The sequence below is a fragment of the Chitinophaga eiseniae genome (assembly GCF_900167135.1).
Classification (GTDB): domain Bacteria; phylum Bacteroidota; class Bacteroidia; order Chitinophagales; family Chitinophagaceae; genus Chitinophaga; species Chitinophaga eiseniae.
In genome coordinates, this window is record NZ_FUWZ01000009.1 from 49,541 (window position 1) to 64,925 (window position 15,385).

A 15,385-nucleotide genomic window follows, 5' to 3' on the forward strand; every position below is an offset into this window, starting at 1 on the left:
CAACTACCGCCTTACTCCTCAATAATCATGGGCCTCATCTTCGCCCATTGGTAAGATACATAACCACCACTACGGTCCAGCCGCTTATCGCGGGGACTATAATGATATATTTTCCGGGTATTGGTATCCCCGATAAATATAAAAGGATGAAATGCCGCGGCGCTATTGACGCCTACGGCGATAAACGTATGGTTGTCTACCCACGCGGTTTCTTCAATCCAGGTGGATGCGCCCATGTAGGCAATGATGATGTGGGTGTTGTCGTTGGTTTTACCGAGCCGCAGGGCCTGGTCTGCCTCGAGGGTGGCGCGGTAGCGGCCTCCGGCTGTTTTCTCCAGCGATACCTGGTAGCTGTAGAAATCCAGCCACTGCTTTCTGTCAGGCGAGTAGCTGATCAATTTGCCGAAAGTGTCGAAGTAAGTGGTTGCCGCGGCGCCCCTGAGTGTATCGGGCGACTGCTTTCCGAAATCTGTGGCATTCAAGAACACAAAGGCTTCCGGTGTGAAGTGCGGGGTGCTGGCCGCCCACTTGTGCAGGGCGGGATCCTGCTGAAATAACCTGCGATAGTCTGCCGGCCGGGGTTGGGCCTGAGTGCTGTTATACAACAGCCAAAACAACGGAAGAAACATCCATTTCATGTTGGTAGTGAGTTACAGGTTTTTAAGATACGATTTTTTGATTTGAAACAGGCCCAGGCTGTTTTAAATCAGCAAATGATAGCGTAAAAATCCTTACATTAGTAAGACGGAGATGGCCAGGACACCCCGACTGAGATGAAAGTTAATTAATGACCCCATTTATCAGGACCTCCGTTATTGTTTACCTCAAAACCCTTAGGACCGCATGGAATTACAAGAACGTATTTCAGCAGCGGGCATTATGCCTGCCCATGCCAAAACAGCAGTATTATTATCCGCTGTTGCTTACAGTACACACGTGAAAGCTGATCTTGAAAAACATCTGCCGGGCTGGAGCCTTGTATGGGAAGGCTATGAAACGGTGGATGGCAATTTTGGTTTCATAGCCACAGATCCTACCGGCGAGTTCTACGGACTGGCCTTCCGGGGCTCGCTGCCGCCGACTGACATTTTTAGTGACTGGGATGCTTTTGCCAACTGGGTGCTGGAAGACCTGGATGTGATCTCCCTGGCGACATGGCATTATACCTCCCATGGTTTGGCCGCTATCAGCGCCGGCGCCAACAGGGCCTTTAATAATGCTGCCGGCATGAAAGACAAGCTCCGTGTGGGTGCTGCCAATATCTACAATTTTCTGAAGACCAGGGCGGTTTCCCAAAACAAAAAAGTAATCATAACGGGTCATAGTCTTGGTGGTAACATCGCCAATGTATATGCCTCTTATTTTGTGACAGCCCTGCAGCGGGAAGGTATCCGGTATGATGGCACTTATCTCTTTACTTTCGCGGCGCCGGCCGCCGGGGATACCGGTTTTGCTACCGACCTGGATAACAAGATCCCTAACGCCTGGCACTATGAAAATGTGAATGATATTATTCCCAAGTTCCCGGTCGTGTCTACCATGATCATGGCGTCGCTGTTATATCTTCCCTCTCCGTCGTCAGAAGAGATCATGATCACTTATGACGGTTACCAGATGAGCCTGCGGGACGGCTACCTGCTGCTGACAGGGCTGTTGTATAGCCTTGGTTACATGCAGCAGGCACTGCATTATGTTTTGTTCAACTCCACGCTGGACGCCCGGTACCGCAACAATACCCTGACCGATTATTTCGGGCAGATGGGAGCGCAGCATGCGCTGTCGCAATATACGCGTTATCTCGGGGTGGACGTGAGTGCGGCCCTGCTTGCGCGCAGCAGCATGGTACCGTTGTAACATACAGATATACCGGTTAATGGCTATATTTACGGGTATATCTATCTTTAAGCTTATGCAATTTGTATTCCGCGTATTCCTTGTACTATTGCTGACAGGGGGGCTGACAGCCAGCGCTGCTGCTCATAAACCTATTATGACAGGGGCTGAGCAGACCAGCCTTTATATACCTTACCTGAAAGGTAAAAAAGTGGGCATGGTCGTAAATCCTACTGCAGTGATCGGTGAACGTTTGCTGGTGGACAGCCTGTTGAAGCTGGGAGTGAAGGTTACCCGCATATTTGGCCCGGAGCATGGCTTCCGGGGCAATGCCAGCAATGGTGCGCACGTGGCCGATGAAGTAGACGCTGCTACCGGTATTCCGGTGGTTTCCCTGTATGGCGTCCGGAAAATGCCACCGAAACAGGATATGGACGCCATCGATGTGATGATTTACGATATACAGGACGTAGGCTGCCGTTTTTATACCAATATCAATACCCTGCGCGATATCATGGAAGCCTGCGTGGAAGCGGGGAAGGAGCTGGTGATACTGGACCGTCCCAATCCCAATGATTACGTGGACGGGCCTATCCTGGATATGAAACTGAAATCAGGCATCGGACAATTTCCGATACCGATTACCCATGGTATGACAGTCGGCGAGTTTGCCCGCATGATCAACGGGGAGGGCTGGCTAAAAAACAAGCGAAAATGTAAACTGAAGATCATCCCCGTAAAAAACTATAAACACGGTATGGACTATACGTTGCCCGTAGGTCCTTCTCCTAATCTGAATACGCAGCAGTCCGTCTTATTATATCCCTCCCTGTGTTTGTTCGAAGGAACGATTGTCAGCCAGGGCAGGGGCACCTATATGCCTTTCACCGTGCTGGGCGCCCCGGCGCTGAAAGGCCGGTATGAATTTTCCTTTACGCCGCAAAGTATCCCGGGAAAGGCCGAATCACCGTTGCACATGGGACAGGCCTGTTATGGTCTGGACCTTCGTGCGTTTGATACGGCTCCTTTGCGCAAGGCAGGTAGAATTAATCTTGGCTGGATGATCGAACTGTATAAAGCTTATCCTGAGAAAGAGAGGTTTTTTGATCAGTCTTACAGCAAACAGATGGGCAGTATTGATAAGCTGGCCGGTACTACGGCTTTCCGTCAGCAGATCATTGCCGGAAAGACCGAAGCGGAGATCCGCCGCAGCTGGGAGCCGGGGCTGGGGCAGTATAAAAAGATGCGTATCCGTTATTTGCTGTATCCCTGAGTTTTCATCCTGGATTGCAGATACTGATGTATTTCCGTCTCCTCCGGAGAAGAGCCGGGCTTGTATAATTGCAGGAAGCGTTTGTAGTATTTCATCGCCGTATTGCCGTTATGCAGCCCTGTTTCGTATATCCGTCCCATACTGTACTGCCGCAGTGGTTTGTGAGAAAGATACCACGAGGTGTCCAGGTTGGCCAGTGCCGGCTTGAATTGCCGCAGGCTTTCATAGTTGGCGGCCATGCTGCTGTAATAACTCTCCAGGCTGGATGATTTGGCGAAGCCGATGCATCGCAGCAGCAGCATATTGCTCTCCTGGTATTGCCTGAGCGCGGTATGGGCCAGCGCTGTATAGTAGGTAACACTTTCCGATGCTGCGTTGCGGTCCAGCAAATACTGATAGGTATCGATACAGGCCTGGTATTTTTTCAGGGCATAGTTGGCGGCGATGACATAGACAAACGTATTCGGCGATACTACGTTGAGCCGTTGGAGTTGTTCCCCGATGCCGGCGGTACGTTGGTAGTTTTTCACCATATAGGTCGTTTTTGCGGCGGTCGTCAGCACAGCGGACGCTGTGGAATCTCTCTCCAGGAACACGCGGGTAATGGAATCTGCCCGGGGATAGGCTTTCCGTTCCATCCATTCTTCGGCGGTCCGCGCCGCTACGCGGGCGTCGGCAGGATTCAGCTGGTAGGCCTGCTGCAGCCATACAAAGCCGGAGTCAGGCATCTGTGCGATGAAAGCGGCAAAGCCCAGTTGTTTCCAGGCTGCGGCGCTGGCGGGTTTCAGTTGTACGATGCGCTGATAAAGATGCACCGCTTCTCCGTAACGTTCCTGCTGCGAACGGATCGTTGCCAGATTTTGTAGCGCCGGTATCAGCGTACTGTCGAGGATCAGTACTTTTTCGTAGATGTCGGCTGCATCGGCCATTTTGCCGCCCTGGTAGCAGGTGTAGCCCAGCAACGCCATTTCCCGTGGTTCGCGTGGGTTGACTTTCGGCCGGAGGTAAGTGATGGCTTCTTCATATTGCTGGTCCTGCAGGTATTCCATGACCCTGTTCCTGTCTATTCCTTGTGCCCGGAGCGTACCGGATAAACATAACCATCCAATGATCCCGATAAAGTTTCGCATAGTGGACTTATTTTTTATAAAACTAAGTATTTAGTTTTAAAACTAAAAATTTAGTTTTGTTATATTTCGGGAAACGGAACCAATAGCAATGACAACAATATCATCCCTCGTGGGGCTAACGGCCATGGATATACTACAAATGGGCCACAACGGCTATACTTCTTCACAGGCGTGGGTAGCGGAGCAACAGCAGGACGGCGCGGAAATGCGTTTTACTTTTCGGCTGGAAACGCTGGCGTCCCCGAAACAAAAGACCTGGCATACCAGTGAAACAGAGCTGGCTGAACTGAATGAAGTGATGCAGCAGGGGCATTCTTTCGCCGCCTATGACAGCGGGAGGTTAACGGGATTTATCATCGCGGAGAAAAGGGACTGGAACAACACACTGTACGTGTCACAGTTGACAGTCGCGGCTTCGGAAAGAAGAAAAGGCATCGGTGTGCAGCTCATGAACACGCTGATAGCGCATGCTCGTCCGCTGAAAGTGCGGTTGCTGGAGCTGGAGACACAGAACACCAACGTACCGGCGGTCAGTTTTTACCAAAAGCAGGGATTCCGTTTGTCAGGGGTTCACCTCAAATTGTATGATCCGGTATGGTGCCCTGGCGAGGTAGCTTTTTATATGACTTACGAACTGTAAACCGATGAGCCCCGGGCTTCACCTGTGGATAACGGGAAGGCCCGTTCCCCGTTCCACGGCTGAAGCGCGGGACTCAGGCATTACTCAAACCTGCCAGGCGGACCAGGAACCCTATTCAGTTTTCCGGCGCGGCATATTGTACGATGTCGATGCCTACGCCGTTGGGGTCCACGATAGCGAAATGGTGATCGCCCCATGGTTCTTCCCTTAAAGCAATCCGGATAGGAACACCTTTGGCCTGCAGACTGGCGTAGATGGCTTTAACATCTTCCACTTCTATGGTAAGATAAATGCCTTTGCCGCCAAAGGCTTGCTGGAACAGCGGTTGCTGGCTGGCATGTTCCGGCAGCAGGAAGCTGATTTCTGCTTCATGGCCGGGCGTGTGCAGCAGCAGGTAAAAATCATTTTCGAAAGTTACGCCAAAACCGAGCACTCCGGTATAGAAGTCTTTGCTCTCCTTTATTTTCTCTGTGATAATACCGGCATTCATTTTCATATTTTCTCTTTTTTTGATGATACCACAAAGATGAAAGTATTTACGGGGACGGTATTGTAAAAAACGGACAAACTCAGGGTAGCGCCAGGGTAGGGGGAAGGCCGTACATAGTTTTGAATTCTTTGATGAAGTGCGCCTGATCATAGTAACCGGCATCGAAGAAGTGTTTGTTGGCCTTTAGGCTGTCGGCCGTGGGCGTGGTATGCAGCAGTTGCTGAAAGCGTACTACTTTACTGAAAGTTTTAGGAGCGTCGCCGATATAGAAATCAAACAGCCGTCTCAGTTGTCGCGGACTGACGCCGCTGTGAAGCTCTTTTTCCAGCCGGATGTTACCGCCGGCACGAAGGATCAGGTCCACCGCCTGCAACAGGCGATGATCGGCATCGCCGGTATGGCCTGCCAATATTTTTTCGAAAAACCGGTCCAGCAGCGGTTGCAGCGTAGCCAGGTCGTGAAAACCGTTCGTTAATTGTGCAAGACCGTTCGCCAGCGCGGGCGCCACGGCATCGAGCGCTTCAAAACGATTGGTCAGCAAAGCGGCATTTACGTTGAACAACAACGGAAACGCCGCTGGCAGAAAGCGGATACCGATATAATTAAAAGGATGGTCGAGGGGAAATTCAGTATAGGTGGTGGAGAACCCCATGACATATACATTTTCGGGATGATGCGTATGGAAAAAGAGATCTATGCAGCCATCGGCCACCACGCGATATACAAATGGTTCCGACAGTGAAGGGTGAGACGTTAGCTGCCAGTAGCAATAAATGTAGGATGTCAGCGGAAACGATGGCAGGCATTCCTGGTAGGTGGCCTGGTCGCGCCCTGAGCGGATGGCCGGTTGTACAGGCCTGAACATTTGGAAATTTGGATATTTTTTTATTTGGTTATTGGATTTACGGATGTATGAATTTTTTGATTTACTGATTTACAGCACGAAGATCGGTAATATATCACAGGAGAGATCATATAATCCGGGTTTAAGATTTATTAAAATTTCGAAATCCGTAAATTTCAACGTCCGTAAATCAATTTGCGCTAATTTAGCGGCCGTTTAACAACAGTACAGCATGAGCGGAACGCCAGCCATTAGTATAATTATTGCCACCTATAACACTGCAAAAGACATCGGCGGTTGCCTCGATTCGATTGCCGCGCAATCTTTTAATGACCTTGAAGTGGTAATTGTGGACGGCGGCAGCACCGACCAGACGATGGCGCTTGTAAAATCCTATGCAGCGCGTTTTCCCCTGAAATGGTGCAGCGAAAAAGACAATGGTATTTATGATGCGTTGAACAAAGGCGTGAAAATGGCGTCCGGGCGCTGGTTATATTTTCTCGGTGCGGATGATCGGGTGTTGCCGGGATTCAGCGAACTGGCCGGGAAATTAGAGGATGAACATGCCGTGTATTACGGGATCACCAGAGAATATCACAGCGATGGGCGGGCGCCGGTGGGGCTGCTTACCGGGGAGTTCTCCAAATACCGGATGGCCAAGGGCGCGATCAATCATCAGGCAATCCTTTATCCGGCGGCTGTGTTTCAGCATTATGCCTATAACCTGCGCTACCGCGTGTATTCAGACTATGAGCTAAATATCAGGGTATGGGGTGATACCCGTTTCAAAAAACTGTTCTATCCGATTCCTGTCGTGAGTTATAACATGACAGGTTTCTCCGCTAACAACCCCGATACGGTGTTCCTGGCGGAGAAACCGGGCATTATCCGGGAAAGTTTCGGCTGGTTGGTATATGTACGTTTTATGCTGAAAGAATGGAAACGCCGGCGTAAACAGTCCTGATCAACCGGTGATATAACTTCTCCGGAAAAATTCTCCTACCCGTCCTTTAAAATAATATTTCAGTTTGGTGCCAAAAGAACGCCTGTAGCGGGGTATTTCCATCATTTCGTGGAAAGTGCCTTGCAGGCCGGCGGCCTGCAACTGTTTGTCTACTTTTGCCAGTGCGTGGATATAAGGTTTGTAGATGATTTTCAGTTGTTCGTCTGTAATGGGATATTGGCCCAGGAAACAGCCCTTGGGATAACAGTATTTGTAATCCTGGTAGTGATAGAACACCAGGCCGAACTGTTTGCCGGTAGCGGTTTCGGTGCCGGTGATAGTTTCTCCCTGTTGGGAGAAGGTGTATTGCTGTATGTTCCAGGGAGCAACGCCGCCACCAAGGTGTTGCAGTTCGTGCACGCCCTCAAAACGGTCCATCCAGTAGTCGAGGTATTTCTGGTCTCCGAATTTGCCGTCTTCAAATCGTTTGTAACACCATTCGAAGCAGGATTCTTTCCAGTCTGTCAGTACCCGTCTGCCGTTTTCATCGTTGCGGAAGAACATGAACTGTACGCAGTATCTGCCGCTCAGGGCTGTCTGGTCGTACACCGGCGTATAGCGGTGGTCGGTGATCAGGACAGACTTATTGCCCATCTCTTTTACCAGGATGCCCGGATCGTCGAAGAACAACAGGTCTGCATCAATATAGGTGCAGGAGGGAAGCTGGTAACGCTCCAGGCAGTACTCGATGGTAGCTGGTGTGCAGGTCCAGCAGTATTCGCCTGGGGTGCGTGTAGGCTTTATTGTTAGTAACCGTTCGTCTTCAAATTCGGAAAGCGAAATAACGGTCGCTTTGGGCAGCCGCAGCGCAGTAAGGGTTTGATGACAGCGGTCGTCGAAGGCGAAGATATACAGATGAAAGTCGGGGCATTGCTGCTCCAGGGATTCGTACATCGCCAGTCCGCGTGTCAGGTATAATGAGTTAAAGAGCGTACAAAAATTAAGCATGCTTGTTTCGTTCAATATCAGAAAAAGGTCAGGCGCCGGTTAGCAGATATCTCAGCCAGCGTTTGAAGCGTTTCCGCTTACCTTTGAAATACGGGTATTTGTGCAGGCTGAAGAAAAAATCCTTAAAGGCGCTGTAGCCCTGTCTGCTTTGTTCAACCGGGATATTACCAACTGTTACCGGTTCCTGGCTCACGGACACGTCGTAGTCGTTGGTGTCGGTACAGTGGGTACCGGAATTGTCCATACCGTTGTCTCTCGCCAGCGATTGACCGGGGTAGAGGGTATATTGGTCTTTCAGGAATGCGGAAGCGTACCATCTTACGGCCCATGAATCGTTGCGGCCTTCGATCTGGTCTTTCAGCATGTTGGTGTAGGAAAAAGTATCATCAAAATCGAACCGGAAGGTCAGTTTACGCCGCATGACCTCATCGAGCAGCTGTTGTCCGTCGGCCTCGAAATGGTCCCACGCTCTTTTCCAGGTGGCCCAGATGGAGCAGTCGGCGCCCCGGATAAAGAAGGTGGGCGGCACCGGTTTCCGCAGTGGATACAGCAGGGCACAGATACAGGCTACTTTGGGTTCCTGTTCGTAATAGTCCAGCGCATCGTTGAGAAAACGGAGACAATGAGGGGATACCAGGATATCATCTTCTACCTGGATAATTTTACCATGTTTGTTGACCACCATGGTAACGCCGGAAATAATGCTTTTAGAGAGTCCCAGGTTGACCGGTTGCTCGATGATGGAGATATTTCCGAAGCCTGTCACGCTACGGAGGTAGTCCCTTACTTCCTGCACGCGCGGAACATCCTGCTCGTGGCGAGGCCCGTCGCTGAAGATGTACAGGTCAGACGCCGCGGCTTCCGGATTCCGCAGCAGGTATTCGATGGTCTTTTGCGCTTTGTCGGCCCTGTTGAACACAAACAACGCAATAGGAGCTAAAGACATATTTTCTCCGGTAGTTTAGAAATTTCTGGCATAATCAATCGGCAAATATAATAAAATTCAACTAAATTACATGTAAAGTATTTTCCTAATAATACTGTGTTTATGCGTTTATCCCTGCTGCAACTTCCGCTGGTGCTCATGCTGGTATCCGGCGGTGCATATGCCCAACAAGACAGTCTTCAGGCCCGTGAAAAAGCTACCGCCGCCATCAAACTGATGGATGGGGGAGAACCTGAAAAATCCATCCCATTGCTGGAAGAGGCTGCCAAGCTGGACCCGAAGAACCTCGATTATCCGTACGAGATGGCGTATGCCCGTTACCTGATGAAAGATTATAACAAAAGTGTGGACATCCTTAAAAAGCTGGCCCGCCGTGACGACGCCAATGACAGGGTGTACCAGCTACTGGGCAACAGCTACGATATGGCCGGGCAAAGGGAGAAAGCCATCGAGACCTATGAAAAAGGGCTGAAGATATTCCCGGCATCGGGTAATCTGTACCTGGAGCGGGGCGTCATGGAGGTGATGAAAGAGGACTATAACAAAGCGCTGGCTTATTTTGAAGCAGGTATTGCGGCTGCGCCCATGTACCCTTCCAACTATTACTGGGCAGCGAAGATATTCGGCAATTACACCCAGGAAGAAGTGTGGGGAATGATTTACGGGGAGATATTTCTGAACCTGGAACGCAACACCCGCCGGACAGTAGAGATCAGTAAAATGCTGTACCTGACGTATAAGTCAGAGATCAAACTGGAAGGAGATTCAGCGAGCGTCAGCTTTAGTAAAAATAATGTGATCAATCTTAGTTACGATCCCAAGGGAGGACCGGAGGCATTGGCGGCGCAGCTGAAGAACCTGAAGATGCCTTATGGCGGAAGTGTTTATGAACCTAACCTGGCGATAGCGGTAGCTGGTGAGAAAATCATCAACCTGCAGTCGCTCAACAATATACGTTCGAGATTTTTGGAGCTGTATCAGCAGAAATTCCGTAGTATGACGAAAGTACCGGTAGTGCTGTTCGATTATCAGCAGCAGGTAAAAGAGGCCGGTTTCCTGGAGCCTTACAACTACTGGATACTGGGCTATGGGCAGGAGCAGGACTTCACCGACTGGCGCGCGGCCCACGGGGACCTGTTCGACCGTTTTCTCGGGTGGGTGAAGGACCACCGGCTGACCATCAACGAAGAGTCCCGGTTCTATCGTACCCGTTACTGATCAGGGGAGCTTCGCTACCCATCTTTCCGGCATGAGCCGCAGTACGTGGTAAATCAACTTCCACTTAAATCCCGGTACAATGGTGAAATGTTTGCCCGCGTTCACTACGGCGCCGGCAATGAACGCCGGTTCCAGCATCAGCGACTCCGGGAGGGGCAGTCCTGCCGTCATCTTACTGCGGATGTAGCCCGCCACAATCACGTTGACGGTTATACGTCGTGCAAACAAATGTTGCCTTAATCCCGCGAGGTATTGGGTGAAAGCAGCTTTGGTGCTGCCGTAGATAAAATTGCTTTTCCTGCCGCGGACGCCCGAAAGGGAGGAGAGCCCGATAATCCTTTCCAGCGCTGTGTTGGCGTTGTCGGTAGCGATCATGTTCAGGATGGACACTGCTCCGCAATAATGCACCTGCATCATATTGAAGGTACCGTCCCAGTCCTTCATGGCGGCGGTATTGTCTTTCAGGTAACCGGCGGCGTACAGGACGATCTGCGGTTTGGCAGGAAGGCTGTCATAGAATGTGCGGTGACTGCCGAAGTCCGTTGCATCGAAATGGCGGATGGTCACCTGTTCTGGAGGGAGTTGCTGTTGTTGCGCGAATGTTTCCAGCGCAGCGGTGCTGCGGGAGGCTGCTACCACGTGATACCCCCGGCTGACGTACATTTTGAGCGCTTCTTTTGCCACATCGGAATTGGCGCCCAGTATAAGGACTTGTTTCATATCTAAAAAAGATGACAGGATTTTTCGCAGGTGGGTTAAAACAGGCACGAAGTTCCTGTTTTTTGACGGTAAGTCAAAGCGCCTGTGAAAAATCCTGTCATCTTTTACCGCCGGTTAGCGCTCATAGAAGGGCGCAGGTTCCAGTCCCAGCGAGCGGTAATAGACATATATCTGTCCGCGGTGGTGTATTTCATTGTCGATGAAATAAAGCACCAGGTTGATCACTACGCCTTCGTACATGCCAAAAGCTTTGTCTGTTTCCTGGAAGCGTTCTTCCGTGATCAGCGGCCAGTATTCGTTGATCAGCCGGGTATTTTCGTCCCAGAGGTCGAGAATTTCCTGTTTGGTAGCGGGTTGTTCTCTTTTAGGAACGGTCTGCCAGTTGCGGGTGGCGGCGCCGGTCACGCCCATGCCGGAAACATTGATCTGTTCCATGGCTAAGGCAGCTACAGAGCGCATGCCGCCGATGGAATAGTCAAAAAAACGGTCTTCCGGGAACCCTTCCAGCAGGCGACGGGTAAGGCGGCGGTGTCCCTGGTAATGTTCGAGCAAATCGGCGCTGGAGATGGCGGTCACTGGTGTTGCGATGGTCGTGTTTTCCATATATCTGTTTTCTTTAGATGTTGAATAATGTTGATGGTCCAAAGATAACTGGCGGGTAGTGACAACCTTATGTCAGCAGGGTTGAAAAAAATTTAATCCGGGAAAGTGAGCACGGTGCGGCCGATGTTGCGGCGGTTCTCCATATCGCTGTGGGCGCGGGCTACGTCCGTAAAGGCGTAGTTATTGACCTGGCTTTGGAGCCGGCCGTCGGCGATCAGTTCCAGCAGGTAGCGGTTCCATTGCTGCCGTAGTTCCGGGGGGATGTTATAGACGGTAGACCCGGCGACACGGGCGGATTTCATTATCAGCTCCTGGGGGTTGACAGCGGTGGGTTGCCCGGAGCTGTTTCCATAGATGATCAGCGTGCCGTTGACAGCGAGGGCGGTCACCAGTTGAGCAGGCGTATCGCCGCCGGTAGCGTCCAGTATCAGGTCGGCGCCCTGCGTGCCGGTGACGGTTGTCAGTTGCTGGAGCCAGTCAGCGTCGCGGTAGTTGATGACGTGTGTAGCGCCGAGGGAGCGTACGTAGGTCTGTTTAGCGGCGCTGCCGGTGAGCGCGATGATATGGGGAACGCCTTTGATTTTCGCCAGTTGTACCGCTTTAGCGCCCACGCCGCCGGCGGCAGCGGTGATGACTACGGAGCTGTAGCCGCTGGTTTGTTCCAGCAGGTGTTGGGCTGTCAGTGCGTGGGTAAGCAGTCCTTCCGCGGGAGCCACGTGGTCGGGCAGAACGGTGAGGGCTGTGGCAGAAATGGCGGCATAGGCGGCGTATCCGGCAGGGGCGTATCCGGTTACCCGTTGTCCTGCCCGGAGGTGTTGTACATCGCTGCCTGTTTCGGTGATAATACCGCTCACCTCGCCGGGTAATATGGCCGGAAATTGCGGAATAAAGGGGTAAATACCCTGACGGACAAGGAGGTCGGCGTAATTGACGCCCACCGCCTGCACTTTCACGATCACTTCCTGCGGGGTGGGAACGGGCATGGGCCGGTCGGTCACTTCCAGCACATCAGGAGCGCCGTAAGCGTTAATGGTCACTGCTTTCATATGATGATGTTGTTTAGATCGTACAAAGATGATGGATCAGGCCCGATGAAACACCATATGTTTCATCTATGTAAGTGACTTGTTTTTCCGTCAGATTTTCTGTAGTGCCTTCGTTTTATACGTGGCGAAGAGGTCTTTCATTTTTCCGGGCGACGGTACAGGTTGTCGGGAAAGCAGTTAAATTCGTTGTAAGTATTTATTTTTCTATGAAAAAAATCCGCGTATATATTCCGTTCCTGGCAGCGCTGCTGCTGACGCAGGTGCTACCTGCACAAAACAGGATCGTCGTGTTTCAGTCTGATTTCGGTTTGAAGGACGGGGCTGTTTCCGCCATGAAGGGCGTGGCCAATAGCGTATCTGCCGACCTTAAACTGTACGATCTGACCCATGAAATACCGGCTTACAACATTTGGGAGGCCGCCTTCCGACTGGAGCAGACGGTGCCCTACTGGCCGGAGGGAACGGTTTTCGTATCGGTAGTGGACCCTGGTGTCGGCACCAACCGTAAATCAGTGGTGCTCAAGACCCGCAAAGGGCACTTCATCGTGACACCGGACAACGGTACGCTTACGCTGATAGCAGCGTCGGAGGGGATAGCCGAAGTGCGGGAGATCGATGAGGCGGTGAACCGCCGCAAAGGCTCCGGAAAATCTTACACTTTTCATGGCCGCGACGTATACGCCTACACCGGCGCGCGCCTCGCATCCGGCACCATCGCTTTTGACCAGGTAGGGCCTGTATTGCCGGCCAGTGTGGTTAAGTTGCCATTTCAGCGGGCGGTGCGGGAGGGGAAGACGCTCCGGGGGAACATTCCCATCCTGGATATCCAATACGGCAATGTGTGGACCAACATCGACGCCGCCCTGCTGGAGGAGCTGCGGCCGCAGTACGGTGATACGCTGGAAGTGACATTCTATCACGGGCAGCGGCAGGTGACCACGATACAGACGCCCTACAGCGAGACATTTGGCGCTGTGGCCGAAGGCAAGCCGCTCGCGTATCTCAACAGCCTGATGCAGCTGTCTTTCGCCCTTAATATGGGGAACCTTGCAGCGGCGTATCACCTCGGCAGTGGCAGCGACTGGAGCGTGGCCGTTACCCTGATGCCCCGGCAGAATTAAATCCTTTTAAGTAATTTGCGTCCCAGTTTAATTGTGATTATGGATATCAGTATCAATAAATATATCAGCGAGACAGGCTTCTGCAGCCGGCGGGAGGCAGACAAATACATAGAGCAGGGCCGCGTCACCATCAATGATAATATCGCTTCCAAGGGTAACCGCGTGAAGGCAGGCGACGTGGTGGAGGTAGACGGAGAACCGCTGAAAAAGAAAAAGACGACCGTGTATATCGCGCTCAACAAGCCCAAAGGCATTACCTGTACCACCGACCTGAAAGATAAAACCAATATCATCGACTTCATGAATTTTCCGTCGAGGATATTTCCTATCGGCCGGCTGGACAAGCTTTCCGAAGGGCTGATCTTCCTGACCAATGACGGTGATATCGTGAACAAGATCCTTCGTGCCGGTAACCAGCATGAAAAAGAATATATCGTGTCTGTCGATAAACCCGTTACCCTGGAATTTATCAAGGCCATGCGCAACGGGGTGAAAATACTGGGTACCGTTACCCAGAAGTGTTTTGTGCAGCAGGAAGGGACCGACAGGTTCCGTATTATCCTTACCCAGGGCCTCAACCGCCAGATACGCCGTATGTGCGAGGTGCTGGGATATAAAGTCGTGACGCTGAAAAGAACGCGTATCATGAACATGACCCTAAAAGATCTGGCACCCGGAAAGTGGCGTTATTTTACCAAAGAAGAAATTTCCAGCATCAATACCATGGTGGCTTCCAGCAGTAAAACCGCTCCCGGTGACAACAGCGGAGGAATGGATGAATAGCGTGTATGCTTCAGCGTTAGCGTAAAAAATTTTTCGAAAAAAATTTGGAAGTGAAAATTTAATTCCTATTTTTGCACCCGCTTAACAGCAATACAGTAAAGGATTCCGTAGCTCAGTTGGTAGAGCAATACACTTTTAATGTATGGGCCCTGGGTTCGAGTCCCAGCGGGATCACAGACAACTTATAAACCTCGCGCTAGTCGCGGGGTTTTGTTTTTTAGTTGAGCGTTTAGTTGAGTTCCTTTTGTATAACCCCAATTTTTTTCCCGTACTTCATACAGGTTAATCAGCTTTTACTAAGATACGAAATATCTATTGTCGATTTATTTTAGTGTCTTATGATACTCACTATTTATTGCATGTCGAAGTTTGTACTTGAAATAAAGGCGGGACTACCATCTGGTGCTTTTGACCAATTAAACATCCATTCCAAAATGGGCTCTTCGATTGTTATTTTTCCGTTCTCTGTCTTGATTTTATCTCCGTAAGGCATATTTTTATTTATTGCGGTAAGTGTATAATGATCGTATGCGAGCAAACCACAAAAGAGCACAAGTTGAATTACCCCAAACTAAGAATGCTAAAACTCAATCGAAAATTCCAGCACTGACAGTTACTCTTTATGCTTTATTCAAAACGGCAGGCACCGAAAGGCTTGCTTCTGACGCCTTTTCTGCTCAAATGTTAAATAAGCTAACCGGAGTGGATACTGATAGCATTAAAGAAAATCTTTGACGGATTATACACCCCAAGAATTTAACGCTCAAGGAACGAGCTGAAATAGTAA

17 protein-coding genes and 1 tRNA gene are annotated in these 15,385 nt (G+C 50.8%); 9 read left to right on the top strand and 9 right to left on the bottom strand.

Annotation, left to right across the window (positions count from 1 at the left end; genetic code table 11):
* Window positions 1–11 precede the first annotated feature (11 nt).
* On the bottom strand, window positions 12–638 hold the full coding sequence (locus tag B5D63_RS33600; protein ID WP_078673286.1) for a hypothetical protein: 627 nt from the start codon (window positions 636–638) through the stop codon (window positions 12–14).
* Between the two features lie 205 nt (window positions 639–843).
* Between B5D63_RS33600 and B5D63_RS33605 the strand changes: the two genes are divergently transcribed.
* Together B5D63_RS33605 and B5D63_RS33610 are read left to right on the top strand one after the other, a co-directional pair.
* The gene (locus B5D63_RS33605) at window positions 844–1,854 is read left to right on the top strand and encodes a lipase family protein (RefSeq protein ID WP_078673287.1); all 1,011 of its coding nucleotides are present in this window, start codon (window positions 844–846) and stop codon (window positions 1,852–1,854) included.
* Window positions 1,855–1,909: 55 nt separating this feature from the next.
* Window positions 1,910–3,106: an exo-beta-N-acetylmuramidase NamZ family protein gene (locus tag B5D63_RS33610; RefSeq protein WP_078673307.1), complete on the top strand. Its 1,197-nt coding sequence runs from the start codon at window positions 1,910–1,912 to the stop codon at window positions 3,104–3,106.
* Here B5D63_RS33610 and B5D63_RS33615 read toward each other — a convergent pair.
* Complete coding sequence (locus tag B5D63_RS33615; protein ID WP_078673288.1) at window positions 3,088–4,236, bottom strand: tetratricopeptide repeat protein; 1,149 nt, start codon at window positions 4,234–4,236, stop codon at window positions 3,088–3,090. The genes B5D63_RS33610 and B5D63_RS33615 overlap by 19 nt on opposite strands.
* Before the next feature lie 88 nt (window positions 4,237–4,324).
* Between B5D63_RS33615 and B5D63_RS33620 the strand changes: the two genes are divergently transcribed.
* Complete coding sequence (locus B5D63_RS33620) at window positions 4,325–4,876, top strand: GNAT family N-acetyltransferase (protein ID WP_078673289.1); 552 nt, start codon at window positions 4,325–4,327, stop codon at window positions 4,874–4,876.
* A 115-nt stretch (window positions 4,877–4,991) separates the two neighbouring features.
* Here the strand turns inward: B5D63_RS33620 and B5D63_RS33625 are convergent, their stop codons facing one another.
* Together B5D63_RS33625 and B5D63_RS33630 are read right to left on the bottom strand one after the other, a co-directional pair.
* Entirely contained in the window at window positions 4,992–5,372 is a 381-nt protein-coding gene (locus tag B5D63_RS33625) for a VOC family protein (RefSeq protein WP_078673290.1), read from the bottom strand.
* A 73-nt stretch (window positions 5,373–5,445) separates the two neighbouring features.
* The gene (locus tag B5D63_RS33630; protein ID WP_078673291.1) at window positions 5,446–6,231 is read right to left on the bottom strand and encodes an AraC family transcriptional regulator; all 786 of its coding nucleotides are present in this window, start codon (window positions 6,229–6,231) and stop codon (window positions 5,446–5,448) included.
* Window positions 6,232–6,442: 211 nt separating this feature from the next.
* On the opposite strand from B5D63_RS33630, the gene B5D63_RS33635 reads away from it, so the two are divergent.
* The gene (locus B5D63_RS33635) at window positions 6,443–7,174 is read left to right on the top strand and encodes a glycosyltransferase family 2 protein (RefSeq protein ID WP_078673292.1); all 732 of its coding nucleotides are present in this window, start codon (window positions 6,443–6,445) and stop codon (window positions 7,172–7,174) included.
* On the opposite strand, the gene B5D63_RS33640 is transcribed toward B5D63_RS33635, so the two are convergent.
* Together B5D63_RS33640 and B5D63_RS33645 are read right to left on the bottom strand one after the other, a co-directional pair.
* Window positions 7,175–8,161 carry a glycosyl transferase gene (locus tag B5D63_RS33640; protein WP_078673293.1) on the bottom strand — a complete coding sequence of 329 codons (987 nt, stop codon included), beginning with the start codon at window positions 8,159–8,161 and terminating at the stop codon, window positions 7,175–7,177.
* Window positions 8,162–8,189: 28 nt separating this feature from the next.
* Window positions 8,190–9,107 carry a glycosyltransferase family 2 protein gene (locus B5D63_RS33645; RefSeq protein ID WP_143313329.1) on the bottom strand — a complete coding sequence of 306 codons (918 nt, stop codon included), beginning with the start codon at window positions 9,105–9,107 and terminating at the stop codon, window positions 8,190–8,192.
* Between the two features lie 102 nt (window positions 9,108–9,209).
* Between B5D63_RS33645 and B5D63_RS33650 the strand changes: the two genes are divergently transcribed.
* Window positions 9,210–10,325: a tetratricopeptide repeat protein gene (locus B5D63_RS33650; protein WP_078673295.1), complete on the top strand. Its 1,116-nt coding sequence runs from the start codon at window positions 9,210–9,212 to the stop codon at window positions 10,323–10,325.
* On the opposite strand, the gene B5D63_RS33655 is transcribed toward B5D63_RS33650, so the two are convergent.
* The 3 genes from B5D63_RS33655 to B5D63_RS33665 all read right to left on the bottom strand — a co-directional run bounded on the left by B5D63_RS33655 (window position 10,326) and on the right by B5D63_RS33665 (window position 12,694).
* Window positions 10,326–11,045, bottom strand: coding sequence for an SDR family NAD(P)-dependent oxidoreductase (locus B5D63_RS33655; RefSeq protein ID WP_078673296.1), 720 nt, complete (start codon window positions 11,043–11,045; stop codon window positions 10,326–10,328). It abuts the gene before it with no gap.
* Between the two features lie 114 nt (window positions 11,046–11,159).
* Window positions 11,160–11,648 (bottom strand): DinB family protein, encoded by a 489-nt coding sequence (locus tag B5D63_RS33660; RefSeq protein WP_078673297.1) that lies wholly within the window; start codon window positions 11,646–11,648, stop codon window positions 11,160–11,162.
* A gap of 92 nt (window positions 11,649–11,740) precedes the next feature.
* Window positions 11,741–12,694 (bottom strand): quinone oxidoreductase family protein, encoded by a 954-nt coding sequence (locus tag B5D63_RS33665; RefSeq protein WP_078673298.1) that lies wholly within the window; start codon window positions 12,692–12,694, stop codon window positions 11,741–11,743.
* A 206-nt stretch (window positions 12,695–12,900) separates the two neighbouring features.
* On the opposite strand from B5D63_RS33665, the gene B5D63_RS33670 reads away from it, so the two are divergent.
* The 4 genes from B5D63_RS33670 (at window position 12,901) to B5D63_RS33685 (ending at window position 15,333) form a co-directional block, all read left to right on the top strand.
* Window positions 12,901–13,815 carry an SAM hydrolase/SAM-dependent halogenase family protein gene (locus tag B5D63_RS33670; RefSeq protein ID WP_078673299.1) on the top strand — a complete coding sequence of 305 codons (915 nt, stop codon included), beginning with the start codon at window positions 12,901–12,903 and terminating at the stop codon, window positions 13,813–13,815.
* A 39-nt stretch (window positions 13,816–13,854) separates the two neighbouring features.
* A complete protein-coding gene (gene rluF, locus B5D63_RS33675; protein ID WP_078673300.1) occupies window positions 13,855–14,598 on the top strand; it encodes a 23S rRNA pseudouridine(2604) synthase RluF in 744 nt (247 codons plus the stop codon).
* A 101-nt stretch (window positions 14,599–14,699) separates the two neighbouring features.
* Window positions 14,700–14,772, top strand: a tRNA-Lys gene (locus B5D63_RS33680).
* Between the two features lie 354 nt (window positions 14,773–15,126).
* Window positions 15,127–15,333 carry a hypothetical protein gene (locus B5D63_RS33685; protein WP_078673301.1) on the top strand — a complete coding sequence of 69 codons (207 nt, stop codon included), beginning with the start codon at window positions 15,127–15,129 and terminating at the stop codon, window positions 15,331–15,333.
* Window positions 15,334–15,385 lie beyond the last annotated feature (52 nt).

Coding starts and splice junctions, on each gene's coding strand:
- B5D63_RS33640 (WP_078673293.1), bottom strand. CDS start 8,161: ATGCTTAATTTTTGTACGCTCTTTAACTCATTATACCTGACACGCGGA.
- B5D63_RS33620 (WP_078673289.1), top strand. CDS start 4,325: ATGACAACAATATCATCCCTCGTGGGGCTAACGGCCATGGATATACTA.
- B5D63_RS33605 (WP_078673287.1), top strand. CDS start 844: ATGGAATTACAAGAACGTATTTCAGCAGCGGGCATTATGCCTGCCCAT.
- rluF (WP_078673300.1), top strand. CDS start 13,855: ATGGATATCAGTATCAATAAATATATCAGCGAGACAGGCTTCTGCAGC.
- B5D63_RS33670 (WP_078673299.1), top strand. CDS start 12,901: ATGAAAAAAATCCGCGTATATATTCCGTTCCTGGCAGCGCTGCTGCTG.
- B5D63_RS33660 (WP_078673297.1), bottom strand. CDS start 11,648: ATGGAAAACACGACCATCGCAACACCAGTGACCGCCATCTCCAGCGCC.
- B5D63_RS33645 (WP_143313329.1), bottom strand. CDS start 9,107: ATGTCTTTAGCTCCTATTGCGTTGTTTGTGTTCAACAGGGCCGACAAA.
- B5D63_RS33600 (WP_078673286.1), bottom strand. CDS start 638: ATGAAATGGATGTTTCTTCCGTTGTTTTGGCTGTTGTATAACAGCACT.
- B5D63_RS33630 (WP_078673291.1), bottom strand. CDS start 6,231: ATGTTCAGGCCTGTACAACCGGCCATCCGCTCAGGGCGCGACCAGGCC.
- B5D63_RS33615 (WP_078673288.1), bottom strand. CDS start 4,236: ATGCGAAACTTTATCGGGATCATTGGATGGTTATGTTTATCCGGTACG.
- B5D63_RS33610 (WP_078673307.1), top strand. CDS start 1,910: ATGCAATTTGTATTCCGCGTATTCCTTGTACTATTGCTGACAGGGGGG.
- B5D63_RS33650 (WP_078673295.1), top strand. CDS start 9,210: ATGCGTTTATCCCTGCTGCAACTTCCGCTGGTGCTCATGCTGGTATCC.
- B5D63_RS33625 (WP_078673290.1), bottom strand. CDS start 5,372: ATGAAAATGAATGCCGGTATTATCACAGAGAAAATAAAGGAGAGCAAA.
- B5D63_RS33685 (WP_078673301.1), top strand. CDS start 15,127: ATGCGAGCAAACCACAAAAGAGCACAAGTTGAATTACCCCAAACTAAG.
- B5D63_RS33635 (WP_078673292.1), top strand. CDS start 6,443: ATGAGCGGAACGCCAGCCATTAGTATAATTATTGCCACCTATAACACT.
- B5D63_RS33665 (WP_078673298.1), bottom strand. CDS start 12,694: ATGAAAGCAGTGACCATTAACGCTTACGGCGCTCCTGATGTGCTGGAA.
- B5D63_RS33655 (WP_078673296.1), bottom strand. CDS start 11,045: ATGAAACAAGTCCTTATACTGGGCGCCAATTCCGATGTGGCAAAAGAA.